35 protein-coding genes, 1 tRNA gene and 1 pseudogene are annotated in these 24,615 nt (G+C 51.3%); 18 read left to right on the top strand and 19 right to left on the bottom strand.

Features of this window, described 5'->3' with window-relative positions:
- The first annotated feature begins 82 nt into the window (after nucleotides 1-82).
- The gene (locus NTE_RS09105; protein WP_148700731.1) at nucleotides 83-1,192 is read left to right on the top strand and encodes a succinate--CoA ligase subunit beta; all 1,110 of its coding nucleotides are present in this window, start codon (nucleotides 83-85) and stop codon (nucleotides 1,190-1,192) included.
- Nucleotides 1,193-1,204: 12 nt separating this feature from the next.
- Entirely contained in the window at nucleotides 1,205-2,137 is a 933-nt protein-coding gene (sucD, locus tag NTE_RS09100; RefSeq protein ID WP_226987265.1) for a succinate--CoA ligase subunit alpha, read from the top strand.
- 16 nt (nucleotides 2,138-2,153) lie between these two features.
- On the opposite strand, the gene NTE_RS16605 is transcribed toward sucD, so the two are convergent.
- Complete coding sequence (locus NTE_RS16605; protein ID WP_158385323.1) at nucleotides 2,154-2,324, bottom strand: hypothetical protein; 171 nt, start codon at nucleotides 2,322-2,324, stop codon at nucleotides 2,154-2,156.
- 72 nt (nucleotides 2,325-2,396) lie between these two features.
- Nucleotides 2,397-2,882 carry an alpha/beta hydrolase family protein gene (locus NTE_RS09095; RefSeq protein WP_148700730.1) on the bottom strand — a complete coding sequence of 162 codons (486 nt, stop codon included), beginning with the start codon at nucleotides 2,880-2,882 and terminating at the stop codon, nucleotides 2,397-2,399.
- 105 nt (nucleotides 2,883-2,987) lie between these two features.
- Between NTE_RS09095 and NTE_RS17605 the strand changes: the two are divergent.
- Nucleotides 2,988-3,556, top strand: a pseudogene (locus tag NTE_RS17605) (DUF4256 domain-containing protein).
- A 194-nt stretch (nucleotides 3,557-3,750) separates the two neighbouring features.
- On the opposite strand, the gene NTE_RS09085 reads toward NTE_RS17605, so the two are convergent.
- Together NTE_RS09085 and NTE_RS09080 are read right to left on the bottom strand one after the other, a co-directional pair.
- Nucleotides 3,751-4,104: a glyoxalase superfamily protein gene (locus NTE_RS09085; protein WP_226987264.1), complete on the bottom strand. Its 354-nt coding sequence runs from the start codon at nucleotides 4,102-4,104 to the stop codon at nucleotides 3,751-3,753.
- 158 nt (nucleotides 4,105-4,262) lie between these two features.
- Nucleotides 4,263-4,478 (bottom strand): hypothetical protein, encoded by a 216-nt coding sequence (locus tag NTE_RS09080; RefSeq protein WP_148700728.1) that lies wholly within the window; start codon nucleotides 4,476-4,478, stop codon nucleotides 4,263-4,265.
- Between the two features lie 278 nt (nucleotides 4,479-4,756).
- On the opposite strand from NTE_RS09080, the gene NTE_RS09075 reads away from it, so the two are divergent.
- Both NTE_RS09075 and NTE_RS09070 read left to right on the top strand, forming a co-directional pair.
- Nucleotides 4,757-5,104 (top strand): hypothetical protein, encoded by a 348-nt coding sequence (locus tag NTE_RS09075; protein ID WP_148700727.1) that lies wholly within the window; start codon nucleotides 4,757-4,759, stop codon nucleotides 5,102-5,104.
- 25 nt (nucleotides 5,105-5,129) lie between these two features.
- A complete protein-coding gene (locus NTE_RS09070) occupies nucleotides 5,130-5,951 on the top strand; it encodes a lipocalin-like domain-containing protein (RefSeq protein ID WP_338031191.1) in 822 nt (273 codons plus the stop codon).
- Nucleotides 5,952-6,259: 308 nt separating this feature from the next.
- Here NTE_RS09070 and NTE_RS09065 read toward each other — a convergent pair whose 3' ends face one another.
- Entirely contained in the window at nucleotides 6,260-6,802 is a 543-nt protein-coding gene (locus NTE_RS09065; protein ID WP_148700725.1) for a hypothetical protein, read from the bottom strand.
- Between the two features lie 351 nt (nucleotides 6,803-7,153).
- Here NTE_RS09065 and NTE_RS09060 point away from each other — a divergent pair, with 351 nt between their 5' ends.
- From NTE_RS09060 to NTE_RS09050, 4 genes are all read left to right on the top strand, one after another.
- Nucleotides 7,154-7,357, top strand: coding sequence for a hypothetical protein (locus NTE_RS09060; protein WP_148700724.1), 204 nt, complete (start codon nucleotides 7,154-7,156; stop codon nucleotides 7,355-7,357).
- Between the two features lie 129 nt (nucleotides 7,358-7,486).
- Complete coding sequence (locus NTE_RS16600) at nucleotides 7,487-7,663, top strand: hypothetical protein (protein WP_158385321.1); 177 nt, start codon at nucleotides 7,487-7,489, stop codon at nucleotides 7,661-7,663.
- A 2-nt stretch (nucleotides 7,664-7,665) separates the two neighbouring features.
- Nucleotides 7,666-8,517, top strand: a complete 852-nt coding sequence (locus NTE_RS09055) for a class I SAM-dependent methyltransferase (RefSeq protein ID WP_226986936.1) — start codon at nucleotides 7,666-7,668, stop codon at nucleotides 8,515-8,517.
- A gap of 37 nt (nucleotides 8,518-8,554) precedes the next feature.
- On the top strand, nucleotides 8,555-9,598 hold the full coding sequence (locus tag NTE_RS09050; RefSeq protein WP_148700723.1) for a sodium:calcium antiporter: 1,044 nt from the start codon (nucleotides 8,555-8,557) through the stop codon (nucleotides 9,596-9,598).
- Nucleotides 9,599-9,656: 58 nt separating this feature from the next.
- On the opposite strand, the gene NTE_RS16595 is transcribed toward NTE_RS09050, so the two are convergent.
- Nucleotides 9,657-9,833 (bottom strand): hypothetical protein, encoded by a 177-nt coding sequence (locus tag NTE_RS16595; protein ID WP_158385319.1) that lies wholly within the window; start codon nucleotides 9,831-9,833, stop codon nucleotides 9,657-9,659.
- A gap of 232 nt (nucleotides 9,834-10,065) precedes the next feature.
- On the opposite strand from NTE_RS16595, the gene NTE_RS09045 reads away from it, so the two are divergent.
- Nucleotides 10,066-10,494, top strand: coding sequence for a universal stress protein (locus NTE_RS09045; protein WP_148700722.1), 429 nt, complete (start codon nucleotides 10,066-10,068; stop codon nucleotides 10,492-10,494).
- Between the two features lie 6 nt (nucleotides 10,495-10,500).
- Here the strand turns inward: NTE_RS09045 and NTE_RS09040 are convergent, their stop codons facing one another.
- The gene (locus NTE_RS09040; RefSeq protein ID WP_148700721.1) at nucleotides 10,501-10,698 is read right to left on the bottom strand and encodes a hypothetical protein; all 198 of its coding nucleotides are present in this window, start codon (nucleotides 10,696-10,698) and stop codon (nucleotides 10,501-10,503) included.
- An 82-nt stretch (nucleotides 10,699-10,780) separates the two neighbouring features.
- Here NTE_RS09040 and NTE_RS09035 point away from each other — a divergent pair, with 82 nt between their 5' ends.
- Both NTE_RS09035 and NTE_RS09030 read left to right on the top strand, forming a co-directional pair.
- Complete coding sequence (locus NTE_RS09035; RefSeq protein WP_148700720.1) at nucleotides 10,781-11,098, top strand: hypothetical protein; 318 nt, start codon at nucleotides 10,781-10,783, stop codon at nucleotides 11,096-11,098.
- 61 nt (nucleotides 11,099-11,159) lie between these two features.
- On the top strand, nucleotides 11,160-11,462 hold the full coding sequence (locus NTE_RS09030; protein ID WP_148700719.1) for a stationary phase-response protein: 303 nt from the start codon (nucleotides 11,160-11,162) through the stop codon (nucleotides 11,460-11,462).
- Between the two features lie 93 nt (nucleotides 11,463-11,555).
- Here the strand turns inward: NTE_RS09030 and NTE_RS09025 are convergent, their stop codons facing one another.
- The 5 genes from NTE_RS09025 to NTE_RS09010 form a co-directional block, all read right to left on the bottom strand.
- Nucleotides 11,556-12,131, bottom strand: coding sequence for a hypothetical protein (locus NTE_RS09025; RefSeq protein ID WP_148700718.1), 576 nt, complete (start codon nucleotides 12,129-12,131; stop codon nucleotides 11,556-11,558).
- Nucleotides 12,132-12,220: 89 nt separating this feature from the next.
- The gene (locus tag NTE_RS16590; RefSeq protein ID WP_158385317.1) at nucleotides 12,221-12,361 is read right to left on the bottom strand and encodes a hypothetical protein; all 141 of its coding nucleotides are present in this window, start codon (nucleotides 12,359-12,361) and stop codon (nucleotides 12,221-12,223) included.
- 64 nt (nucleotides 12,362-12,425) lie between these two features.
- Nucleotides 12,426-14,522, bottom strand: coding sequence for a beta-CASP ribonuclease aCPSF1 (locus NTE_RS09020; protein WP_148700717.1), 2,097 nt, complete (start codon nucleotides 14,520-14,522; stop codon nucleotides 12,426-12,428).
- A gap of 240 nt (nucleotides 14,523-14,762) precedes the next feature.
- Entirely contained in the window at nucleotides 14,763-15,176 is a 414-nt protein-coding gene (locus NTE_RS09015) for a hypothetical protein (RefSeq protein ID WP_148700716.1), read from the bottom strand.
- Nucleotides 15,177-15,337: 161 nt separating this feature from the next.
- Entirely contained in the window at nucleotides 15,338-16,006 is a 669-nt protein-coding gene (locus NTE_RS09010) for a class I SAM-dependent methyltransferase (RefSeq protein ID WP_148700715.1), read from the bottom strand.
- A gap of 208 nt (nucleotides 16,007-16,214) precedes the next feature.
- On the opposite strand from NTE_RS09010, the gene NTE_RS09005 reads away from it, so the two are divergent.
- Nucleotides 16,215-16,613: an ester cyclase gene (locus tag NTE_RS09005; RefSeq protein WP_148700714.1), complete on the top strand. Its 399-nt coding sequence runs from the start codon at nucleotides 16,215-16,217 to the stop codon at nucleotides 16,611-16,613.
- Between the two features lie 20 nt (nucleotides 16,614-16,633).
- Here NTE_RS09005 and NTE_RS09000 read toward each other — a convergent pair whose 3' ends face one another.
- Nucleotides 16,634-17,512: an AsnC family transcriptional regulator gene (locus NTE_RS09000; RefSeq protein ID WP_148700713.1), complete on the bottom strand. Its 879-nt coding sequence runs from the start codon at nucleotides 17,510-17,512 to the stop codon at nucleotides 16,634-16,636.
- Nucleotides 17,513-17,606: 94 nt separating this feature from the next.
- On the opposite strand from NTE_RS09000, the gene NTE_RS08995 reads away from it, so the two are divergent.
- Entirely contained in the window at nucleotides 17,607-17,984 is a 378-nt protein-coding gene (locus tag NTE_RS08995; protein ID WP_148700712.1) for a nuclear transport factor 2 family protein, read from the top strand.
- Between the two features lie 48 nt (nucleotides 17,985-18,032).
- Here the strand turns inward: NTE_RS08995 and NTE_RS08990 are convergent, their stop codons facing one another.
- Entirely contained in the window at nucleotides 18,033-18,917 is an 885-nt protein-coding gene (locus tag NTE_RS08990; protein ID WP_148700711.1) for a winged helix-turn-helix transcriptional regulator, read from the bottom strand.
- 99 nt (nucleotides 18,918-19,016) lie between these two features.
- Between NTE_RS08990 and NTE_RS08985 the strand changes: the two genes are divergently transcribed.
- Nucleotides 19,017-19,397 (top strand): nuclear transport factor 2 family protein, encoded by a 381-nt coding sequence (locus NTE_RS08985; protein ID WP_148700710.1) that lies wholly within the window; start codon nucleotides 19,017-19,019, stop codon nucleotides 19,395-19,397.
- A gap of 140 nt (nucleotides 19,398-19,537) precedes the next feature.
- On the opposite strand, the gene NTE_RS08980 is transcribed toward NTE_RS08985, so the two are convergent.
- Both NTE_RS08980 and NTE_RS08975 read right to left on the bottom strand, forming a co-directional pair.
- Nucleotides 19,538-20,782 (bottom strand): site-2 protease family protein, encoded by a 1,245-nt coding sequence (locus NTE_RS08980; RefSeq protein WP_148700709.1) that lies wholly within the window; start codon nucleotides 20,780-20,782, stop codon nucleotides 19,538-19,540.
- Between the two features lie 43 nt (nucleotides 20,783-20,825).
- A complete protein-coding gene (locus tag NTE_RS08975; protein WP_148700708.1) occupies nucleotides 20,826-21,149 on the bottom strand; it encodes a hypothetical protein in 324 nt (107 codons plus the stop codon).
- A 247-nt stretch (nucleotides 21,150-21,396) separates the two neighbouring features.
- Between NTE_RS08975 and NTE_RS08970 the strand changes: the two genes are divergently transcribed.
- Entirely contained in the window at nucleotides 21,397-22,314 is a 918-nt protein-coding gene (locus NTE_RS08970) for an ABC transporter ATP-binding protein (RefSeq protein WP_148700707.1), read from the top strand.
- On the top strand, nucleotides 22,311-23,057 hold the full coding sequence (locus tag NTE_RS08965) for an ABC transporter permease (RefSeq protein WP_148700706.1): 747 nt from the start codon (nucleotides 22,311-22,313) through the stop codon (nucleotides 23,055-23,057). The genes NTE_RS08970 and NTE_RS08965 overlap by 4 nt, the downstream gene beginning before the upstream one ends.
- A 6-nt stretch (nucleotides 23,058-23,063) precedes the next feature.
- On the opposite strand, the gene NTE_RS08960 is transcribed toward NTE_RS08965, so the two are convergent.
- Together NTE_RS08960 and NTE_RS08955 are read right to left on the bottom strand one after the other, a co-directional pair.
- Nucleotides 23,064-23,137: transfer RNA gene (locus NTE_RS08960), tRNA-Thr, on the bottom strand.
- A 74-nt stretch (nucleotides 23,138-23,211) separates the two neighbouring features.
- Complete coding sequence (locus NTE_RS08955) at nucleotides 23,212-23,718, bottom strand: nitroreductase family protein (RefSeq protein ID WP_148700705.1); 507 nt, start codon at nucleotides 23,716-23,718, stop codon at nucleotides 23,212-23,214.
- Nucleotides 23,719-23,820: 102 nt separating this feature from the next.
- On the opposite strand from NTE_RS08955, the gene purS reads away from it, so the two are divergent.
- Nucleotides 23,821-24,099, top strand: a complete 279-nt coding sequence (purS, locus tag NTE_RS08950) for a phosphoribosylformylglycinamidine synthase subunit PurS (protein ID WP_148700704.1) — start codon at nucleotides 23,821-23,823, stop codon at nucleotides 24,097-24,099.
- Here the strand turns inward: purS and NTE_RS08945 are convergent, their stop codons facing one another.
- Nucleotides 24,100-24,564, bottom strand: coding sequence for a CBS domain-containing protein (locus NTE_RS08945; RefSeq protein WP_158385315.1), 465 nt, complete (start codon nucleotides 24,562-24,564; stop codon nucleotides 24,100-24,102).
- Nucleotides 24,565-24,615: the final 51 nt, after the last annotated feature.

Genomic DNA, 24,615 nt, shown 5'->3' with positions numbered 1-24,615 from the left:
AGGGCTTGCCTTTGGTGTTTATTCTGCAACACCAATTGCAAAGTAGAATTATAAATAACGGAAATCGCTGACCTCCTTATCTATGCGGTTACTGGAATACCAGGGCAAAGAGCTGTTTGACCAGTACGGGATAAGGATACCCCGGTCGTACCTGGCAAACAGCCTGAGCGAAGCCCGTGAGGGAGCAAAGAAACTCGGTTATCCGTTTGTGCTAAAGTCGCAGCTTACCGTGGGAGGCAGGGGCAAGGCCGGCGCGATTCTGAAATGCAAGACAGAAGCTGAACTTGAGCCAAAATTCACAGAGCTTGTACACAAGGAGGTCAAGGGCGAGCTTCCACGCGGCATCCTGCTTGAAGAGATGGCAGACATCAAGAAGGAACTGTACCTGTCATTGTTTCTGAACAGGAGCAAGCGCTGCTACTCGCTCATCGCGTCCGCAGAAGGCGGAGTCGAGATCGAAAGCACCGGCAACAAGGTGGTAGTCGACGTGCCGATAGGCGGCATCAGCCCGCAGGTGGCAGAAGACACTGCCGGCAGGCTGGGCCTGACAGGCAACGCGGCAGTCGCGTTTGTCGACCTTGCAACGAAACTGTCAAGGATGGCCGGAGAAAAGGAGGCCGAGCTTGCAGAGATAAACCCCGTGGCAATCCTTGGCGACGGCTCGATGCTTGCGCTTGACGCCAAGGTGATAATCGACGACAACGCCATGTTCCGCCACCCTGAACTAAAGAAATACGAGCACGTTTCAGAGCTTGAAAAGCAGGCAGAGGAAAGCGGCTTTTCCCTTGTGGAACTTGACGGCAACATTGCGATCATTGGAAACGGCGCCGGACTTGTCATGTCCACGCTTGACCTTGTCTCCGACGCAGGCGGAAAAGCAGGCACCTTCCTTGACTTTGGAGGCCGCGCAACCACAGAGACAATCTACGAGGCGCTGACGGTCATCAGCAAGATAAAGCGCGTGCAGGCAATCCTTGTAAATCTCTTTGGAGGAATTGTCCGAACCGACCTTGTCGCGCAGGCAATCATCGACGCGTACAAGAACAACATCATTGCCGTGCCGGTGTTTGCCAGGATCTCTGGTGCCGAGTCGGAAAAGGCAAGGCAGATGCTCAACGGGAGCAAGGCAAAATTGTACCCGACAGTCGAGGAAGCCATACAGGCCGCAGTAGCTGCGGTGGGCAAACAATAGTGGAGATGTGTGATGGTCATGGAGAATAACAACAGCAAATTCAACATCTTTGACATACTGGTCGGCCAAAAGGGCGACAAGGACTATGGCAAAAAGCCGGTAGTTATTCAGGGCATAACCGGAAGCTACGGCTCGACGCACACGCGCCTGATGAAGGCGTACGGCACAAACGTGGCGGCAGGCGTCACGCCGGGCAAGGGCGGCCAGACGTTTGAGGGGATACCAATCTACAACAGCATGGCCGACGCAGTCAAGGCAACCGGCGCACAGATATCTGGCATTTTCGTTCCTGCGCAGTTCTTCCTAGGCGCTGCAACTGAGGCGCTCGACGCAGGCGTGAAACTGCTTGTTGCAATACCCGAGCACGTCCCCGTGCGCGACTCGATAAAGGTGCTTGAATACGCCAAGAGCAAGGGCGCAAGGATGGTAGGCCCAAACACCCCTGGCGTCATCGTGCCGGAGGTGATGAAGGTGGGCATCATGCCCGCGCAGCCGTTCAAGGCCGGCAACACGGTCGTGTTTTCAAGGAGCGGCACGCTGATGTACGAGTGCTCTTTCAACCTGACAAACAAGGGCTTTGGGCAGAGGCTAGCGCTTGGCATCGGAGGCGACCCGATAAACGGCACCAACCTGATAGAGGCGTTTGACCTGATACGCGACAGGCAGGACGTCGACTCTGTAGTTGTAGTCGGCGAGATAGGCGGGGACGCTGAAGAGCAGCTTGCCGAGTATATCATCAAGACGTCGTTTTCAAAGCCGGTCGTTGCGTACATCGCCGGAAGGGCCGCGCCAAAGGAAAAGAGGATGGGCCACGCCGGCGCCATTGTGTACGGCAACTATGGCTCTGCCGACTCGAAGGTGTCAAACTATGCCAAGGCAGGCGTGCCTGTGGCAAAGCGCCCCGGAGAAGTGCCGGAACTGCTTGCGCAAAAGATGCGCAAGTAACAGTTTTTTTACAAAATTACTGGCCGATCTGGTCGGCATAGCGCTCGCGAAGGTACAGGAGCCCCTTTACAAGGTCCCTTGCCTGCTCGGGAGTGATGTTTGATTCTTGAAGGAATTTTTCGTCAACGCCAAGCGACAAAAGCTTGACAATGTCCCAGTGCATATTGACGAGCTCGGCTTCACGCACGAATAGCATTCGTCAATGGTAGTATAAAAAGTTATAATTTGTATGTAAATCCTGACGACAGGTGGTAAAACTCTAGTTGCACTTTTTATCGAATGTTTGTAGAATTTGCCATACCAAGGTATTTCTCAAAGAATGAAGTTTTTCAACAAATTCTGGACCTTGCTTTACAGAAGCCTCGCAGTGTCTCACGTCCATTCCCGACCATATCTCTTTAGGGCTTGCAGCGGCATTGTACAGCCTGTTTGCGCTGTTGTGCAGTACGACATCGTCTAGTCTCCCCTGTATCAGAAAAACGGCCCGGGGCGATATTTCCGCTACATGTTTGTACGGCGCGGCGTCATCCAGATTGAACCCATAGCCGGGGTTGAGCGGGCGAATTGCGTTATAAAGAAAAATCATGGACGCGACTAGCTGCTCTGGCGGCTTTACGCCAACGCCTTTGCCAACGACGTATGAAACAAGCGTAGGGCCTGCGTCCCTTACGCTCCAAAACAGGATGTCTGTAACGATGCGTAAGCCTTTTGTCCTGCGCTGCAGATATTCCTCTTTTTTTGACACTGCAAAAAGGATGTTGGGTAGTTAAGGGACATGAAAAACCTGAGCTTTAAAGTAAACGTCACCCTGCATAGATGATCTTATGAACTCGGGATAAATACCATGATTATGCCCAAGCTTCAAAAAGAGTTGTCACCAGAACAACATGAAGAACTACTCAGAGCATTGAAAGCCCGTTTTGAGAAAAACATGAACCGCCATAAAGGTCTTGAATGGGCTAAAGTACAAGCAAAGCTGGAAGCTAATACTGAAAAACTATGGTCACTCAATGAAATGGAAAGAACTGGTGGTGAACCGGATGTTGTTGGTCATGATAAAAAGACGGGCGAATACATTTTTTATGATTGTTCAGCGGAAAGTCCTAAAGGCCGCAGAAGTGTTTGTTACGACCGTGAAGGGCAGGAGTCAAGGAAGGAGCATAAATCAGAAAATAACGCTATTGATATGGCTCTGCTGCCATGGGCATTGAGCTTTTAACGGAAGAACAATATCGAGAGTTGCAGAAACTTGGAAATTTCGATACGAAGACATCGAGCTGGGTGAGAACACCTTCTGATATTAGAAAACTCGGCGGCGCCCTCTTTGCTGATTTTCGCTACGGCCATGTCTTCGTGTATCACAACGGTGCACAATCTTACTATGGCGTTAGGGCGTTCCGTGGCTCGCTAAGGGTCTAAATTTGGACTTTGAATTTTATCATTTCTTTGAGTTTCGGAAAGGCTTCTATGCCTGAACTGGCATTGTAAGAATCAATGTCTTTTGCGCTATAATTTCTCATTCATCGTTCCTCCTCTTTCCTTTGAATTCAAGTGCGACGAGTTTATGAAGAACCTTTTGGCCCGTCGCTTTCACTATTCCACCATTGCCTCGATTATGCCTGTACCAGGAGTACCTGATTACCATCCGGATCCTCAAGGTTAAACCACTTTACGCCTGAGCCTGGGCCAAACAGGTCATCTTTAACTTCGCCAACTTTGACGCCCTTGTTGCTCAGTTCTTTGTGGGCTGCGGCAACATCTGAAGTCGCAAAGTACACCTTCATCGTGCCAGGCTTCATGTTTTCGTGATGCGTAGCGAGGGTAATAGTAACTCCCCCTTCAGGAAGAATAAGCGATACCCACCAGTGGCTGTCGTCTTGTCGGAAATCATTTATCATTTTAAGTCCGAGTGCATCTACATAGAACTTTTTTGCATTGACCATGTTAGTTACAGGTACACTTAGCATTTTGAGTTGACGAATAATCTCCATAGTAAACTTGAAATTCATTTAAAATTTATAAATATATCCAAAAGTTAGATGACGTTTACTTAGCTCAGGTTTTTCATGTCCCTTAACTACCCAGCATCGCAATAAGCAGGACTTTTTGAGCGCTTTAAAACCTGTCAGAACAGGTCCTTGACGTGGTCCCTTTGCAATACTGCGACGACGCCGACCAGAATCAAGCCTATGATAAAACTTCCCATCGTTGAAAAGTACATATCAGACCAATCCCAGATCGACCTCCACATAAAGACGACTGCAAACAGCCCGACTATGTAGGCCCATGCGGCTTTTCTCTTGCGTATCTTCTCCGCCTTTGAATTGCTGGCTTCTGCCAAAGTAGTACTCTTGTCGTCTTTGAATAACTTTAGGATTTATTCTGATTTTTACCTGACTTGTTTCTGACAGGTTTTTCTGAAGTAGCAACAGTTGCAAAATCGATTAGCCACAGATTTCATCCCTTCGTTTATATACTATTTTCTATATAGTTACTAACTGGAAACAGTAATTCCTTGCATACACATTTGTTGCAATTATATTTTGTATGGTTAGCCCTTAAACACCAGTGCGAATAACGTTAGCACAAGCTTAAATTTCGTATTTGCCATAAAGACGTATGAGCGCAGTTAGAAAGATCGCAGGCGTAAAATCGTCTGCCTGGACAAGGAGGGCTCTACCAGTTTTGACAAAATTGGCTGTAGTGGCAATTTTAGCAGCAGGACTAATCAGCATTTCAATGTATACTAGCGTAGCTCAAGTATATGCAGCAGTCACAAAACCACATGTAATCACGGGCGACACGCCGGAATTAGTAAAACATGAAGGTCTAGAACCTGAGCCGCAACCTTGGGAAGACGGTATGCGTACGGATCCTACTTCAAATACTTATGAGTGGTGGTACTTTGAGGCAGTACTTGACGATAATTCAACTGCCATTTTTACCTTCTTTAAAGCCTTGAGTTGAGACCCCGCTACCCCTTGATCCTTACATTGGTGTAGACATTACGACTCCTAATGGCACGGTAATAAATGATCACATTCAAGTCAGTACTGACCAATTCTCGGCTGCACGCGGCCAAACTAATGTAACTATGGGAGAGAACTGGGTGCGTGGCAATCTAACCAACTATCAACTGCATGTGCAATCTGCCAAGGGATATGGAGCCGATTTGACCTTTACCCGCGAGGCACCATCCTCAAGATTTGGAGGAACCGGCAAAGAATACTGGGATCCATCATTAACTCAATACAGCGCTTGGTTTGTAGCAATGCCTTCTGCTAAAGTTAAAGGCACCTTGACCTATGATGGTGAGGCTCATCCGGTGCAGGGGAGCGGTTATCATGACCACAATTGGGGAACAGTCGAATACAATAAGGTCATGGACCACTGGTACTGGAGCAGGGCAAATTTTGGTAACTATACCCTAGATCTCGCTTTGCGAGTTGCTTCCTCGTTCTATGACTATCAGCAGTTACCTGCATTCACTTTAGCCAAAGGAAATCAGGTCTTGGCAGAGGGCATGAAATTCGTTACTGTGCAAGGAACAGGGAATAATACATCTCCACTCGGACATGATTATCCTAGTCAACTGACCTTCAATTATCAAAATGGCTCAGACACAGTTCGTTTAACCCTTAGCGATCCTCATCTTATCGTGGCAGGATCCTCCACTGTGGTTACCAATGCCACTGCTTTAGGACATCCTGAATATCTGCGATTCAAGGGCACCGGCGAACTTAGCGTGAACATCGCTGGATCGAGCGAAACACTTCGCGGTCCTATAATATGGGAGATCAATTATGGACACTAACATCAGTTAAGGTATGTGTGAGGCGGTCTGACTATTATTCAAAGATGTGAAATAGTCTGGACCTTGCCTTCAGATGCTCCCCACCTTTTTCATATTTAGAAAATAGGTATAAAAATTTCAGGCACGGTTCTGTGTAATTAAACATGGCGAAAATATATAAAAGAATCCTAATAGTTTTCGTAGTCGAATATAATGGATATACCGGGTCTTGTTTTTGATGCACACGAGTATGTACTTTCGAGAGACACACCCAAGCTCATGGAAGTGTCTCGATAGGTCATCATCGCTCGGATCGGTTTTTACCTCTTCTACCACTGCTTCTTCTCAAGCCATGATGCGTAGGCTTGCGAGTCGATGCAAAAGACGAGCGCGCACTGGGCAAGAAAACCCATGTTGTTCTGGAGCATCCGTACCCAGATGGACGAGACAAGCGGCCTGCCGTCGGGGTTGTTTATGCGAAGCACTTTTTTGACGTCGCGGCTTGTCGTGGGTATTATCTCGTTGTACACAAACTTGCCTTCCCTGTCACCTATCTTGACCGGCAGGCCGAACTGGAGCGCAAGGGCCTGCAATAGCGGAAAGGGAAGCGTGGTCTTTGCTTCGTCGACCAGATCTTTTTTCAGCCTGAACGCAAGGTCAACCATTAGGTCCTGGCCCTGCACGTGCGTGCTGACAACAAGGTAGTCGTCAGAGCCGGGTATTTTCTTGCTGTATAGAATCAGGGTCAGCCCCTGCGACGCAAGGCGCTGCTCCTTGTCAGGCTGCGCAATGGCGTCACGTACAAGGTCGCGGGTAACCCCAAACCTGTTTTCGCATTCCCGCTGGAAAAGCTCTGTGTATACCGTCGCCATCTTTTGCGTTATTTTTTTCAGATGATGCACATATTAAAATTTCAATGCAAGTCTATCTCAAAGCCACTCTGTTGCCCTAACGCGCGCATATGCATATTTTTTGGCGCTTGCATGAATACATGTACACCGGGATCTGGCACGGAGGGTCATGCAGTACCTGCCGCATGTTTGACCGCGCCCAAAGACTCTGTACGTGCTACCTGACAAACATCAGTAAAAATTTGCATAACCCGGCAACGGCTTGTAATGATACTAAACTGCGAATTTCTCATTGCAATATTGTTATGTTATCCTCATCTTGGATTATTTCTAAGCCAATTTCTAAAATAAAGCGCATTAGTATATTGTGTAATGGGTTTTATAGAGGACGCTAAAAAAGAGGCAGAGAAAAAGCTCAAAGAGGGCACAAACAAGGCCGCTGAGATGGCTAACAAGGGAATGGACAAAGCTAGTGAAATGGGAAAAGAGGCGACGCAAAAGGCTACAGAAGCGGGGCAAAAGGCAGGCGACGCCGCCAAAGCCAATCTTAACAAGGCCAAGGAAGAGGTAAAGTAACAACAAACCACCTCTCTCTTTTCTCTTTTTCACCTTCTTTTGTTTCTAAATCACTTTTTTTGATGTGACATTGCCAACACACACGTGTGCCTATATGTATTAAAATTACAGTAGGGTGCAAATGTGTACGTGCAGCAGGAGGAGCGTCGCTTTTGCGACCGGTGCATGAACCGCACGGCACACGAGGTCATCGAGGAGCCGGACGCCATATACACCTACAAGCGCCGGCGGCTCTACAGGTGCAGGGAATGCGGCCACAAGAGCTTCAAGCGTGGCCTGCGGCCCAGCGCGGAGTCCGTGTACTGATCATGATGGCAAACAATGACGCGCTTGCAGAAAGCATAGTGAGGCTCAAGGCCGACTTTGCCCTGAACTTCAAGGGCACAAGCCCGATACACGAAGCAATACCGCTTGATACTTCAGAGTTCCTGCCGATAGAGAAGAGCGCGCTTGCCGCCCTCCATGACTTTGCAAAAAACAACCCGATATACTACAAGTGGCACGACTCAAAGTTCTTCGGCGTACCGTGCAGGGTGTACGAAGGTGACATCAACGAGTACTGGCTTGGAAGCATCAAGCACGACTCGGGCTACCAGCCGTTCTACCCGACATGGATACTTTCGGCGTACGCGCTTGCCCTTGCCTCAAAGAGGCTTGGCTTTGGGCAGGTGGTGGACATTGGCTCCGGCGACGGCAGGATAGCCTACTGCGCCAGGGTCGCCGGGCTTCAGGCGCACGGCATCGAAATAGACGACAACCTCGTGATGCTGCAGGAGCAGATCGCCTCCGCAACAGGCGTGGACTTTTGCGCAAGGGGCGCGGATGCGACGAAATTTGACTACCATTCGCTTGGCCTTGTACGGCCGGTGTTCTTTATCTCCGGCCTGCCGGAGATGGGCGAGATGCTTGCAAACAGCGCTATTGCGAGGATACTTGCCGTGCCGGAGCTAAAGCACGCTGCGGGGTTTGCGTTCATGGGCAGCCACTCGCTTCGCAAGTACGCACGGGATCTTTCAAAATGGGGGTGGGGCAAGGTGATAAGCGACTATGGGCTCCAGGTCGCCGAGGTCGTGACCCTTCCGACGCACTGGACCGCCGAGCAGGCGCACGACACGCCGTACGTCTTTACCTTTACTACGACTGCGAGAACCGCTTTGTGATTTATATTGCGTCTTTCATTAGGAAAACTGCTGTTCTTTGGCCGAAGAGAATAACCTTCTCATGATGCTGCTCTGGCTTGGCGAGCTTACGCTTGCCAGCTGGGTCCTGTCGTACGGCGCAGAGCACCTTTCCATGAGGTACGGGGCCAAGTTTGTCGGGCGCACCCTTTTGAGCGTCGCCACCACGCTTCCCGAGATAGCTATCGTGGTCTACGCCGCCGCGGCCGGCTCGTACGGCACGGCGATTGGCGCAGGCCTTGGAAGCAACCTGCTCATGATGACACTTGGCCTTGCAATCATGCTGATCGTTGCGACGACGCGCCTGTCAAAGGCGCCGCTCAAGGGCATAGACGTGTCGACGTTCAAACTGGACAAGATATTCCTGCTTATAACGGCGGTGGTAAGCGCCGCGCTCTTTTTGGACGGCTATGACTATATCGACGGCTTTGTCTTTGCCGGCATGTTTGCCGCATACCTCGTGATGGCCCTGTGGGAGATGAAGAACGAGAAAAAGAAGGCCAAAAACGAAGTCAAGTCGGCAGGGAGCCACGAGGTGGTCGCCGTGGAAACTCATACCGTAAGCGGCAGGCAGATGACAAAAGCCGCCCTTGCGTTTGCCGCCGGCACTGCCGGCATATTCATCGGCGCAGAGCCGTTCATCCACTCGCTTCAGGGGTTTTCTCTGGACAGCGGCGTGTCAGTCATCGTGCTTGCAGTCATCATCAGCCCGATAGCAGGCGAGATGCCTGAAAAGATATCCATGATACTGCTTGCAAGAAAAGGCGCTGCAGGCGCTTCAATCGCAGTCGCAAACGTGCTTGGCTCAAAGATACTTAACAACACGCTCTTGCTTGCAGTCGCGGTGTTTGGCGCCATGTACCACGGCGGGTTCTTTGCCCACATTGACGCAAACCCGCTCTTGGAATACCAGATGATTCTAGTGACGGTGATGACCATCGGCGCCGTTGCCATGATGTTCAAAAAAGAGATAGGGCTAAAGATAGGCATCATACTTGCAGTCCTGTACGCCGTCAGCCTCGTCATCCAGTTCCTTCTCCCGCAGGACCTGACGCTCCACTAGGGTAATTTTTGATTGCGTACTTTTTGTGTGCAATAAGGATGCAACAACTTGGTACGTGCTACTTTGGTACAACAAACCAATCGACTATATTCTTGCCTTTCAAAGACTCTAGCGCCTTGTTTAGTGCACTTTCGGAAACAGTCGTCAGTCTAAGCAAACTTACAAAGTCCAACGCATAATATTCTTCCAAAGCGCGTACAATGCGGCGTTCTAGTTCTGATTCAGTTCTTGGCATCAAAATCATGTCCACCGCAATGGCCCTGGCTAATCGGCCTGCAGGTAGAAAATCAGGGTTGTAAAACGTGATAATCGTTCTCAACTGATGCCTTTTAACATAAGGTGATCGATAATCGTATAGTTTTCGCCTGCAAGAAAGTAATTAAATGGCAAAACTGCCTGAATTCGATGCGTCGGCAAAAGTTGTACGTGCCACTAGGGTAAAATAGCGCGCCACCAATTGTAAAGGCGTGCCCTCAAAGATCCTGGTGCCGGTTGACGGCTCGAAATACTCTAAAAAAGCGCTGGAGCAAGCGCTGTCGATTGCCAAAGGAACAGGGGCAAGCGTGACTGTCATCCACGTTATCGAAACGCCTCCGACCGTATACGTCGAGTCTCAGAAGGTGCTTGACAGTGCGATGGCAAAATACAAGAGCGAGTCTGCAAGGATGCTTGACGAATACAAGGCTGCTGCAGAAGAGCTCGGGTTTAGGATTGATACTGCCATCGTCGCAGAAGGCGACCCTGCGGCAAGCATCGTCGCGTTTTGCGAAAAGGGCGGCTTTGACATGATAGCGATGGGAAGCAGGGGACATGGCAAGCTGAAGGAGATGGTGCTTGGGAGCACGACAAGCAAGGTGCTGCGCCAGGCCAAGTGCTCCGTCCTTATCGTAAAATAGTTCTCTTTAGCGTATGCTTGCGGCCCACTGCACGATAACAGAACTGTCGTGGCCGTATTTTCTGGACGCCGTCTCTTTCAGGTCGCCTTCCAGCTTTTGCTTTCGCAGCGCGTGGTCTTTTCTTGCAGAGTGTTCCTTTGCCTCTGCCAGGCTGACTGTCATGTCACAGATGTTGCACCGTAGCTTTTCTACCGCCTGCGCCACGATGTACAGGAACCTGCCCGTTCTATAAAAAGACGTACGCGGCAAAAGCCATTTATGAGATGGGCGCGTACATGGGGGTGGCATGGAAATCGAGCCTGCTGCAAGGGCAATACTGTCAAACCTGACGCGAGGCTCCGAAGGCGCTTCGCTTGGCCAGATAAGGATGTGGCTGGTCCCGCAAAAGGCCGAGCACGAATACGATTACAGCATCAACAACGGGTACTTTGAGATGCTCCTGCACGAAGCGCTCAAGGACCTTATGTCAAAGGGCTATGTGAGGTCAAGCCTGCCTGATGGAATAGAAGACGGCGACGCGCAGGTATTTTCACTGACTGACAAAGGCACAAGGCACATCGAGGAGCTGGCAAGGCAGGCCGAGCAGGCAGCCCCTGAATACTGATAAAAACATTCAAAAGCAACCACAAGATTATTGAACGCTCATCGGCTGTGGTGGAAACGGGATGACATCATCTTCATCATCTTCAAAGAAAGGGCAAAAAGAAAAGGAAAACCAAGAGCGCCTTGCTCGCGCCGTTGAGACGCTTGACACTATTACAAAGAACAACGACGTGCAAAAGAGCATCCGCAACATGATAAAGGAAGTGCTGATGGCGCTCAAGGATGAAAAATCAGGGAGCATGTCAGTCCGAGCGGCAAACGCCATAAGCCTGCTTGACAGCGCAACCCAGAGCCCGCAGATGCAGTCGCACATACGCACGATGCTGTGGCAGGTAGTGTCGACGCTGGAAAGCATCCGGGAATGAAAACAATTTTTTCATCCTGTCATACATATGCATACGCACGCATTACTGCTATCTGTATGACGACGCGTGTGTACGGAAAGACTACAACTGCTATTACTTTCTTCTGTTCTTGCCCTTGCGTTTTGCAACGGCTGCTTTTCCCCTCAGGCCCTTTGGAACTGACTTGACACGCCGCTTTGCTTTGCGGGCAATGTGATCCACCTTTGCACCTTCTTTTCTGGTCATCTTTCTTCTTGTCTGGCGCCCTACCGTTCTTCTGCCCTGCTGCTTTTTGATTTTCTTGGCGCCTCGCCTTACTGCCCTTGTTGTTTTCGGCGTTTTTGCTGCAAACTTTTTCGACGCGCCGCTGGCCATCTCGGCCGTCTCTGACGCTGCCTTGGTTGTCTCCTCTATGGCGCCGGCGGTGTCCTCAATTACGCCGCTCCTCTGGATGTCCTCTGCAGTGTCCCTGATGTCCTGCGTCGTGTCGCGTGCGGCATCTGCTATCTCCTCTATGGCGCCGCTCTCGTCAAGCGTGGTTACGGTTTTCCGGACCGTGCGAGAAGTGTCCCGTATGTTTTTTGCAACCTCTTTTACTGCTTCTGCAGCCTCTTCAGGATCAAATTCCTGACCGCGAACATCATGTTCAGAAGAAGTTTCTCCCGTACTGCGCTTTGTTCCTGCAGTCAATGAGTAACGCGGCAGTCCATTGTATAAAAGCACGACGACGCGTCATTCTATAATATTTTGCATGTTTGAGCCGCAGTGATAGCCCTCTACTACCTGGTAGGGCTTTTCACCGGCTTGGGCGGTGGCGGCAGTTTTTCGAGCTTGTGCGTCGGGTTTGCAAGGTAGTGCCTAGATGCCCCCTCACCTGACAAAACAATGTTGCAGTTGACGCACCTGTACCTAATAGCCATCTCAAGGTTCTACCCGCACACACTATTGGATACACGGGGTAAAAAACGCTATGGAGGATTTCCTTTACCGCAGGCGGACAATCTCGCGGTTGTCCGGGACCCCGGAGCGTATCTTTAGTCTTGAGTATATCGCGCTTGCGACGTTTTCTGACTTGGTCCGCTCGCCGTGGTTTATAAGGACGCGCTTTGGCTTGATCTTGGCTACAAAGTTCATTATCTGGTTAAAGTCGCTGTGGCCTGAAAAGCCGTCTATCTTTTGAGTCTGGCACCTCACGGGCACCACCTTGACCTTCCCGGACTTGTCCATCATGCTCACTTCAGACACGTTGCCGTCAAGGACGCGCCGGCCAAGCGTGCCGTTAATCTGGTACGAGACAAAGATTATCTTGTTCTTGGGGTTTGGCGCAAGCTCCTTGAAATACTCGACAGACGGGCCGCCTTCGAGCATACCGGACGTCGCCATGATTATGGCCGGGTTCTGGTCGTTTATCGCCTCTTCGCGCTTGCCTCCGCTTATGACGGTAAAGTATTCTGACGTGAACGGGTTTATGCCCTGCGAGACTGACCTGCGCACGTCGGCGCCGAGGTAGTGGGCGTACGACATGTGGATTGCGCTTGCCTCCGATATCATGCCCTCGATGTATATGGGCGACTCGACGAGCCTTCCCTCGCTCATCTCCTTTGCCATTACAAGCATTATCTCCTGCGCCCTGCCGACAGCAGGCACCGGTATCAGCACCTTGCCTCCCTCCGACAGCACCTTGTTTATCGACTCTGAAAACGTCCTGTACACAAACGCCTGGTCCGGCATGATGTCAGAGGTATTGCCGTACGTGCTTTCTGTTATCAGCGTCTCGACCCTCGGGTACGTCGCCACCGCGCTGTCGAGCAGCTGCGTCCGCGCATACTTGTAGTCACCAGAGTAGAGTATGTTGTGCGCGCCAGAGATGTTCAGGTGCACGGTTGCGCTTCCCATGATGTGGCCGGCGTTGTTCAAAGTGACCGTGATGTCCGGCGAAATGTCCGTCGGCTTGCCGTACGGGAGCGTTATCGTGCGCTTTATTACCTCGTGGACGTCCCTTGCCTCGTACGGCAGGTACGTCCCGTTTGAATTTGCTATCTTGACCGAGTCCATCTGGAGAAGCGTCATCAATGGAAGCGTCGGCTCGGTGCAGTACACAGGCCCCCGGTAGCCGTACTTGAAGAGCGCCGGCAAGAACCCCTGGTGGTCGATGTGGGCGTGGCTGATGACAACCGCGTCAAGCTCGTCCAGATTAAAGTTGAGCCAGTCAATCCGCGGATATGCGTCAAGGCCGGACATCTCGCCCGGGTTTATGCCGCAGTCAAGCATGACCTTGCTCTCCGGCGTCACTACGATAAAGCACGAGCGCCCTACCTGCTTGACGCCTCCAAGGCAGAACAGCATCACTTCCTCGCGGTTCTGCGACCACTGGGGCCTTGGCGAGACGTCAGACGGCTCGCTCCTGCCGTTTCCGTTCTCTGATACGTTGCCGACCACAAGCGGCCCGCGGAACAGCCTCGTCCCGAGCTTTTGGAGGAAGTCTGTACGCTCCTTTGCTGAGCCCTTTAGCGTAGAATGTATCGTGTTGATGCTGGTCGACGGTATGTGGGGCGAGCGCCTCGTGTGGGCTATCCAGCCGGTTGTCCTGGCAATCTCTACTATCATAGCCGGGTCTATTGCCTCCGGCCTGCTCACCTCAAGGACGACTTCGCCGGTTGCGTCGTCGCAAAACACTGCCGACACCTGCACGTCTTTTGGCAAGAGCTTCACCACCGCCTGCCGCGTGGCGTCTTCTGGCAGGCGAACTGCCGGGTCAGTGCGTATTATGAACCTCTTTTTCAGGGTCTTTGAAAGCGAAGAAAGGTAGTAGGTCAAGTCGGTGAGTGCAAACTTGGGGTTTTTCGTGTATAGCGCAATGTTGGGGCCCTCAAACCTGACGTTTGTTATCTGCGAGTCGGCCGGTATGGACTGCAGTATTATCTTGGCAACGTCGTCCTCGCTTTCAGTCGTGACCTTGGTCACGTGGTTTGCAGCAGAAGCGACCTGAGCCTGCGCGGACCTTCTTTGCTGCTGCTCCGGCCGGGGCCTGCGCTGGGTTTGCGCCTGTTCTTCAAATTCTTTTATTTCATTTTTTTCCAAGTTCTTGCCTCATTTATCTTTCGTCTAGCTATGCCAAGTATTGTGCTGTAGAAAATGCCTCGGCACGAGCCAGCTATAAGTCAAGCTTACCTCCACCTTCCAGATATAAAAGCATACTGCTCTTCAGTTCTGCTTCGTACGCGGGAGTTTCTGGAACGCGCTTCACCAAGGGAGTTATTGCTTCAGCGCGGTTGTTTTCGTTGGAGCTCGGTGGCTGATGCACATCGCTTGCAGCGATATTCATTGTTGAAATAAAGCAGATTTTGTTGGAGATCGAGAGTATCGTTTGTACAGGAATATGTACATCAGGATATTTGCCGTCCACATGGAGACCATAATCGGTGTACTTGTAGCATCATCAGGCTGCGAGCCACCAATGCCAGCGACCAGATGTACGACCCATACGCTTGGCAGTAACCAGCCAATGAGCATGCCATATTGAAATGCCCTCACATATTTTCCCTCACTTTCTCTTAGCGTAATAATACCTGCAAGAATAGACAAGCCTAGAAACGGTATAAACATCAAAGAAACTACTCCAAGGGGGATAAATCCAACAGCCCCTACAACAAGGAAATACAAAGCAACGATTGTACCATAGACTCTCGGTCTATGCCACCTGCCAATGTTGTATGCTGGTGCTTTGGCATCCATTCGTTGTGTGTAGAAATGATTTGCCCTTGCAGTAGTTATCAGTTATGTAAAGAGATAATCTATTCTCTTTCCTGCATTCTTATCCCGCAGAGTTCTGCTGCAAAGTCGGCTGTTATGACTGGCTGCTACACTTTGGTTTCTAGTGCTGCGTCGCGGTTGCTTCAAGCCTGTTGCAAAGGCTCGGTTTTCTTGGCAATTATAAACAGTTTTGTAAAATTGAATACCTTGCCATGAGGCAGCTTTTCATGTTGAGAGATTATTTCAAACCGATGTTCTGATAGCAAACCAACTATCTCTTCTTTAGCAAATATGTTGAGGAATACCTGATCACTTGGAATCAAGGGATGAGAAAAGAATCCTTGTGTGGAATTGCCACACTGAACGGAGAGATAGATTACCCCGCCCTGCCTTAGAATTTCATAGAGTCTTGCCAAGACGGAACCGATAATATCTTTTGTCAAGTGTATCAAGGAATATGAAGCAAGTATGCTGTCAAAGCTGTTAGCTGAAAACGGCAGCTTTGTCATGTCACCTAATCGAAATTCAATATGAGGATACCTGCTTCTTGCATACTCGATCATCTTTTCAGACAGGTCTATTCCGATAACTTGAAAGTTCCTTGAATGCATGTATCCTGCATTAATGCCCGGCCCGCTGCCAAGGTCAAGGACAGCTTTTCCTTTGCCTTTTTGCAAGTATTCTAGAAATTCGTCTATAAAGTCTGCTGGATTTTGATTGCTCTCCGAATAGCTCTGAGTATTTCTATCATAGTAGCTCGCAGACTTCGCAGGAATATTAGAGAATGAGGGGCCATCATTATCGCCTTTCATGCGCTGTCACTGCCGCATGATAAGAATGAACTCGCTATTTCTTATCTTTTTGAGCCTGTTTCCAAGTTCTGTTGCATACATGCGTGTCGATGGGTAATTCCTTTGGCTGTCGTATCTTGCGGGCTTTTGTTGCAAGTCACGGGTTGCTTGCCAACAACCTGTCTTGCAAGAGCTATAGGGTTAATAGCTTTAATTTCCCAAAGTTTGCATGAGCGAAGCAACGGCTCATGATAATCAACCGTCCAACTTGGAAAAGAACAAACAACTTGTGCGCAACTTTATCGAAGATACATTGAACAGGCACGACGTTGCAACTGCTGACAAGTACCTTGGACAAATCCCAATACGAAACAATAATCAGCAGGCAATGGGGACAGAGGGTTTTAAGGAACACCGCAAAAGATTCTTTCAGGAATTTCCAGATTCGCATACAACAATAGATCATATTGTTGCCGAAGATGACAGGGTGCTTGTCATGCTGACCACGACTGCCACCAACAAGCAAACAGGCAAAAGAGTTACCATAAAATCTGCCGACCTGTACAGGATTGAGAATGGCAAGATTGCAGAGCACTGGGACGTGGTGGACAGGTCGGGAATGGCGTGATTTGGGACAGAGATTTGCCACTAGCTAGTTTCCACCCGGACCATTTCCAGCTCTTTGATTTTCTCCCTGATTAGAGAGTGCCGAAGGTCTGTAGAAACCATCACCTCACGATTCAAGGATATTTCAACGGACTTGACTCCACTCACCTTCTCCAGCGCCCGTACCTTGGCTGTAACGTCGGCCAAGGAATTTGACCTGCAAAGCACGTACTTCATTGGTGGCTCCTGAATATCGCGCAATAGCGCCGTCTCGCCCATTATTCTTTGCACCTCGCTCATGCCGACCGTCCCGGTAATTACCAGCGGATATATCAGCTCGCCCGAATCTGCCAGCGCCCCGAGAAGAGGCACAATGGAAATCGTTTTTGTCTCCAAGAGCAGGTTAAGGTGCTTGCGTACAGTCTTTGGACTTAGCCCAGTAGTTTTCAAGAGTTCACCAAATGGCATTTTGGGGTCGTCTACGAGGGCATCCATTATTGACAGGTCTGTGATGGAAACCGGCGCACACTTCTTGCGCGGCGTAAAAATTCGTCCAGATGGTTTTGTACCCAGGATGTTTGCGAGATGGTCAGCACTCTTGTCTTCATCTTTGGTCCATAGCCCCACGATCATTTGCCCGTCCAGTTTCAAGCGCACCCAGGATGTGTCCGGCGCAGCAAGTGCCGCAAGCGCCGTCTTTCGCTGAAAGTCTCCATTAAAGAACAAGACAAGGCCGATACGGTCAAACACGCTTGGATTTATCATCAAGTTGAATCCTTGGAGGACTCTTTTGCTCTTCAAGCGCTTGAGACGATCCCGGACCGCAGGGGCAGAGAGCAAGACCTGCCTGCCCAGTGACTGGTAGCTCTGGCGCGCGTTGTCGTCTAGCGCCACAAGCAGCTGAAAGTCCTTAGAGTCCACCAGCTAGTTCATGTGCCCAGCTTGAATATAAGATTCCCTAAATCAAAAGGTTCGCTTAACGAGGAGATAAATCCAGTGCTACTAATCGAATGCCATGCAAAAGAACGAACAACCCGCAAAAAGCTCAAAGGAAGTAGTGATATCTTTTCTTGAATCCCTGAACAACGGGGATCTCAAATCTGCCCGGAGTTGCGTGAGCGATGACTTTACGTTCAAACTTCCTCAAGGGTCCTTTGACAGCGCAGAAGCATACTTTAAGGCTGCAGAACAGGCGCAACAGGCGCACCAAGAACCGTATAGATTCGACGTCAAGAAGGTTTTCACGGATGGAAGCGATGTCTGCGTCTTTAACGATGTCATTGCGGGGGATGTAACCCTGTTTGCTTGTGGATGGTATCGTGTAGAGGGTGGGAAAATACGATCTCTCAAGTTGGTCTATGACCCGCGGCCTCTCCTTCAGAGAAAACAATAGGTGCCAAGATAATCCAATGATGATATCCCATGTTTGGCGACGACGGTGCTAGGTCGCTCTGTCCTTTTCCAGCTTTTTAATCTCCTCCCTGATCAGAGAGTGCCGGAGGTCGGTGGAGACCAGCACTTCCCGATTCAGGGATATCGTGACAGACTCGACTCCCGAAACCTTCTCCAGCGCCCGGGTCTTGGCTATCACTTCGGTCAAAGAGCCTCCCATGCAGAGCATGTACTTCATCGGAGGTTCCTGCGTCTGGTGAGTCAGAGCAGTCTCGCCCATTATCCTTCGCACTTCGCTCATGCCGACCGTCCCGGCGACCAGCAGCTGATAAATCAACTTGCCGGAGTCTGTCAGCGCTCCAAGAAGGGGCTCTATGGAAATCGTCTTCGTCTCCAGAAGTAGCTCAAGGTGCTTGCGTACAGTTTTTGGGCTCAGGCCTGTAGATTTGACAAGTTCGCCAAATGGCAGCCTGGGATCGTCTACCAATGCATCCATTATGGAAAGGTCGATAATCGAGACCGGCGCAAGCCTCTTTTCCTTTTTCTTGCGCGGCGTTAAAGCCCGCCCCGACGGTCTGGTTCCAAGGATATCTGCAAGGGTGTTTGCAGCCTTGCGCTCATCCTTTGTCCACATCCCCACGGTCACGCGCTCGTCCAGTTTCCAGGCCGCCCAGGACACGTCTGGCGCTGCAAGTGCCGCCAGCACCGCCTGCCGCGTAAAGTCGCCCCGGAAGAATAGCAAAAGGTCGTCGCGGCCAAATACGCCCGGGTCTATCGACAGCATGAACCCTTGCAAGACCCCCTTGCGCTTCAGGCTCCCAAGCCGGTCCCGGACCGAAGGAGCAGAGAGCAAGACTCGCCGGCCAAGCGACCGGTAACTCTGACGCGCGTTATCCTCAAGCGCCACAAGCAGCTGAAAGTCCTTAGAGTCCAATGATATGCCTCTTGTCTGCGCCGGCGACTGAATAAAGTTTCCCTAAATCAAAAGGCTGGTCTAACGCGCAGATAAATCCAATGCCATCGAAGGAATGCCATGCAAAAAAATATCGGATCTGTAAATAACGCAAAGCAAGTCGTGATGTCGTTTGTCGAGGCTCTTGGGAACCAGGATTACAAATCTGCGAGAAGCTATGCAAGCGATAACATGTCGTTTCTGGGGCCCCTTGCTTCGCATGACAGCGCTGACGCATACTTTAAGGACATGGAACGCCTGCGCCTGCCAAAATTTGAGATCAAGAAGGTAGTTGCGGATGGCAACGATGTCTGTCTGTTCTACGACCTGAACGTCGGCACTCCGCCTGTGGCCGTTTTCGTATGCGGTTGGTACCACGTAAACGATGAGGGGAAAATAAGTTCGCTCAGGGTGGTTTTCGATCCGCGACACTTCCTTCAACAACAGCAGCAGAAAAAATAAGCGCTAACTGCCCCGCCTGCGCGGGTGTGTTCTGCGCCGCCGCGGCAAACGTGATGACAAGGCAGCAAAAAGGCTGTTCCGGCGGGGCTTATGTTCCAAAGAGGCTAGAGCAAAGTTCGCTGCTTTCTTTTCTTCTGACTCTACATCACGTACGGGAGCAGTATCGCCGCCGCTACGATTACTGCCATCAGTATCGTGAGCATCGTGGCAGCGTTTTTGGCCATCACCTGCGACTTGATCTTCTTTTCGATAAGTGCGCTGTACAGCTGGCCTCCGTCAAGCGGGCCAATCGGGAGCGCGTTGAATATGCCGACGTTAAAGTTGACAAACCACAGCCAGAACAGCATGTTTGCAAGCGGCGACCACACTGGGCCGATGGTTGACTCGTACTTTGGCGTCATCAGGTCAGAGTACGGCACTACTCCCTCCTGTATGGTTGGCGGGAGGAGTATTGCAAGCGGGTTTGAACCAAACGCGCCCTTGTACCTCTCAAGGACCGCGCCAGTGGTATCCAAGGTTGCCACGCCAATGCCAAGTGTGCCCTTGCCCGGCTCTACTGCATCAGGAAGTGTCACTGACTTTGTCACTGTCGCAAAAGAAGCGATATTGCCGTCGCCAGTGGACCTCTCGACCCAGGTAATGTCTATGGTCTGGCCAAGGTTGGCGCGAAGCATGGGGCCGAGATCCTCGATCTTCCTTACCTGCTGGCCTGCCACCTCCTGTATGACGGCGCCCTGCGGGAGCCCTATGGACTGGGCAAGCGAGTCGGGATTGACGCTGACCACGGCTACTCCGAACTGGGGCTCGCCGGGAGCTGGCGGTAGCGGGGAAAGAGTGGTCATCACCAGAAAAAGCGCGAGGAGCGAGGCGCCTGCAAGTATCATGTTGTTGAGAGGGCCGGCCGTAAGCACCGCGCTCTTTTGCTTGAACGTGGCCTTGGCAAGCTCATCCCTTTCAATGTTGACAAATGCGCCTATCGGTATTCCCAAAAACAGCACAAGCCCTGTCGAATCCACGCGGATGTTGTACACTCGCGCAATTATGCCGTGGCCTGCCTCGTGGATTATGATGGTTATCACAAGGGCGGCCCATCCGTATGTTATGGGCAGGTACGGGTTGAGGCCGGGTATGAGCAGGTTTGCCGTCGGTCCGACTCCGCGGATGCTGGTCCTTGCTTCCGAGTTTGCAAAGAGCACGGCAAGGGAGCCTATTATGAGAAAAATAGCAAGGACAGTTATGGCAGGCATGAGGTACGTGTTTACCTTGGCCCACGCTTTTGCCCCCGGAGCCCTGGCCACCTTGTCAAAGAAGTCCAGACCAAACGGGGTGTGGATAAGTATGAGTGGCAGCTTGACCTCTGCGCGCACCTTTCTTTGCTGTTCCAAACAGCAGGTATATCACTGAATGCGTATTTAAATTAAGGGCTCGCTAAATGCCTGAAGACTCGATCTTTTGGATCTCGATGGTGACTTTTTCACCAACCTTTATCCCCATGTCCTGGTACTCCTTCATGCTCATCTTCATGATTGGGGTGTCTGTTAGGCCGCCTCCAAACATGCCTGGCATATTTGCTATCACCTTTGGCATGTTCTTCATCATGTCCTCGATGGAAGAAAACGCCATGGTGTTCTGTCCAAAGGGGTTCGTGGGCCTGTCAGGCTTGTAGTCTTTGGGGTCGTTGAACGTGACATAGACGTACGGACTGCCATCTTGGGAAGCTTCAATGCGGGCTACTATGAATTCTCTTTTCATGATGTGTAGTACTAGTTGGGAAATCGGGGCTTATTTGTATATCGTACCAGGAAGCACCCTGCCAGAGCCTGACAGGGGCATCCCGGGGATTGGTCTGGTTTTCTATAGGGCAGATGTATGATGTCAGTTAGTTGGTCCTGACATGCGTATATTTGGCGCCTTTGCTTAAAAGGGTCGTCGATAATCTGTCTATTGTCCGCCTCTAGGGTCAAAAACTTGACATTACCGCAGCGTGTATCATCCCCTTGTGCTTGCAATAGAGGCCGAGTGCGTAACAAAGATGTACAAGGGTTCCAGCCGCCCGGCGCTCTCTGAGGTGTCGCTGAAGGTAGAGTCGGGCAGGGTCTTTACGCTCCTTGGACGGAACGGCGCAGGCAAGACCACGTTTGTCAGGATGTGCGCGACGCAGCTCATGCCCACCTCCGGCTCGATAAAGGTGCTCGGCTACGACGTGGTAAAGCAGGCAAAGGAGGTGCGAAACCTCATATCCATCGTCCCGCAGGAGGGCAGGCCATTGCGGGCACTGACGCCGTGGGACCACGTCTACAACTGGCTCCAGATAAGGGGCGAGGGCAAGGCGTCTGCAAGGGACAAGACGGAGGAGTTTTTGCGCAAGCTGGAGCTGTGGGACGCCCGGGACAGGCCGGCCATGAACCTGTCCGGCGGCATGAAGCAAAAGATACTGGTGGCAATGGCAATGGCCGTTGACACGCAGCTCTTGTTCCTTGACGAGCCGACCATTGGCCTTGACCCCGTCTCAAGGAGGCAGGTCTGGTCCGCCATAAAGGACTGGAAGGCAAAGGGCCGGTCGATACTTCTTACGACGCACTACATGGACGAGGCAGAGATGCTTTCCGACTATATCGTAATCGTGGACAACGGGTCGATAATCGCGCAAGGGACTATACAGGAGCTTCGCAGGGTCATACCGCACAACACGAGAGTGGACATTGCCAAGGACGGGCTTGACAGCAACGCGCTGAAATCGTACGGGTCGGTGGTGGACACGGGAGCCGGCATGCTGCGTGTGTTTGCGTTCGAGTCTGCCGTGCGGGAGCTGTCAGAGCTTGCGATACGGCGGAACCTGCCGTTTACGGTATCGCCAGTCACGCTTGACGACGTCTTTGTGTTTCTTGTCGGCAAGGAGGCAGAAGAAGAAGGATGAGTGCCATGCTCCCTGTCAGGCAGGCGTGCCTGATTGCGTACTCGACAGGCATACTGTGGCTGCAGAGAAACCCGATGTCGCTTGTCTTTACCGCAATAAGCCCGTTCTCGCTCCTGTTCGTGCTCTTTGTGGTCAGCAACGGCCAGTACACGCATTATGCGGTGGCAGGGAGCCTCGTCATGGCCCTCGTAGGATATGGCCTTGCGCTTGGGCAGGACATCTCGTTTTACAAGACAGAATACAAGATACAGGACATCTTTGTCGCCTCGCCCGTTTCGCCCCTGACGTACATGATGGGCCTTGCGCTCTCTGAACTGCTGTTTGGCCTGCCGGCGCTGACAGTACTTGCCGCGCTCGTCGTGTACTTTGGCGCACCGCTGACAGCGATACCGCTCTTGATAGCGACAATAGTGCTCCTGTGGAGCTCCATGTCTGCGATGGGCTTCTTTTTGTCGTCGCACATGCTGCACATGCGCAACGCAACGCAGGTGATATCGTTTGTAAACGTCGTCCTTGCTGTCCTGCCTCCGATATTCTACCCAGTCACGAACCTGCCAAGCGACAGCCTGCGCTACCTGTCGTACGCGGTGCCGACAACGCACGCGTCGATAATGTTTCAAGACATCATGGGCCTGCCGACGCCTGCAGACTGGTCGCTTGGACTTGGATTTGCAGTGCAGGTCGCGTACCTGGTGGGGTTTGTCACGCTGGCAAAGACAAAGGCGATTTGGCGGGAAGCATGATAGGGAAGGTCACGGTGGGATTTGGACCCACGACCTGCTGATTACAAGTCAGCCGCTCTGCCAGGCTGAGCTACGTGACCACTGCTTACGTTAGGGCAATTTCAGAACATAATTAATAGTTTCGCTGCGGCTTTGCTCGATGATTTGCTAAAAATCAGGCAGCGGCATTGCCGTATTTTCCATAATACACAAGCTCGTTCAGAGGCACGCGGCTTTTCTTGCCTGCCAGTTTCTTTGCAGGGTACCCAAATCCTGCAATGAGCGTGATGTTCAGCTCTTTTGGGATTGCAAAATCCTTGCGCAGTTTTTCCTCTTTTACCCCCGTGAAAATCCCTGACGCTACGCCGTGGTTCCATGCCGCAAGCTGCATGTTCTGCAATACTCTTCCAGCGTCTATCATGTGGAACTTGTAGTCAGGGTTTGTCAGGACAATGACTGCGAAATTGGCACCTGCCACCCATCCCCCGCTTGTGCTGTCCTCTGCAAGAGTTGCAAGGCGGTCCTTGCCTTCAACTAGGATAAACCGCCAGTGCTGGGTGTTAAGGCCGGTCCCTGTCAGCCGCGCGGCTTCAAGGACGCTCTGCTTTATTTCCGAAGAAACGTTTTGCGGGCTGTATTGCCGTACGTCAAGTTTTGTTGCAATGCCGTCAAAAATGTCCATGTCTCAACCATGACTGGTGCGGCTCCAAATTTCATAAAGCTTTTGCGTCCAGTCAAGGATGCTTGAGAGTATTTAAATTACCGCCGGCATTACAGGCAACCGATGGCGCGAGCTAGCAACGGTAAATTCCTGGTGCAGGTCATCATAGAGAACAAGCCCTACATCAACGACCCAGAAGGCGAGACCATCCACCGCGACCTTGTTGTCAAGGGCGGCTATTCCGACGTCAAGGCTGTCAGGTCCGCCAAGATGCTAAAGATGACGGTGAACGCCGGCTCGGAAAAAGAGGCTGAAAAGACCGTGCAAAAGCTCTGCGAGGAGCTGCGCATATTCAACCCCGTTGTCAGCAACTGCACCATAAAGGCGCAAAAGGCCGACTAGCTAGTGCTTTTCGTCGTGGCCCATAGTCGCAATGACGTCGTCGATGCTTTCAGTGTCGCGCAGCGCGCCTTCAAGCAATAGCGTCGTGCGCAGGTGCTTGGCTAGGTCCGTGACCGTGATGATGCCGACTACTTTGTTTCCCTCCATTATGGGCAGTCTACGAATTTTGTGGTTTACCATGCGCTGGACGGCGACTTCGATGGCCGTCTCCGGCCCTGCGGTGGTCAGGATTTTTGACATGATGTCGCCGACTTTGACCTGCGATATGACAAGCTCTTTGGCGCAGATCTTCTTGATAAAGTCACGCTCGCTCACGATTCCAATCGGGTTTCCGTCCCTGTTGACGATGAAAACCGAGCTTATGCCCTTTTCGGTCATCAGTTTTGCCGCTTCAAGGGCGCTCCTGTCGGCGTCGATTGTGACTATCTCTTTTGTCATGATGTCGCGGACTACGCCGGCTACCACAAGAGCTACCTTGGAAGGCTGAAAATTTAATCCTTGCCGTAGTGGCATTAC

This window comes from Candidatus Nitrososphaera evergladensis SR1, from assembly GCF_000730285.1.
Taxonomy (GTDB): domain Archaea; phylum Thermoproteota; class Nitrososphaeria; order Nitrososphaerales; family Nitrososphaeraceae; genus Nitrososphaera; species Nitrososphaera evergladensis.
This window is presented reverse-complemented; position numbering and strand designations above follow the sequence as displayed.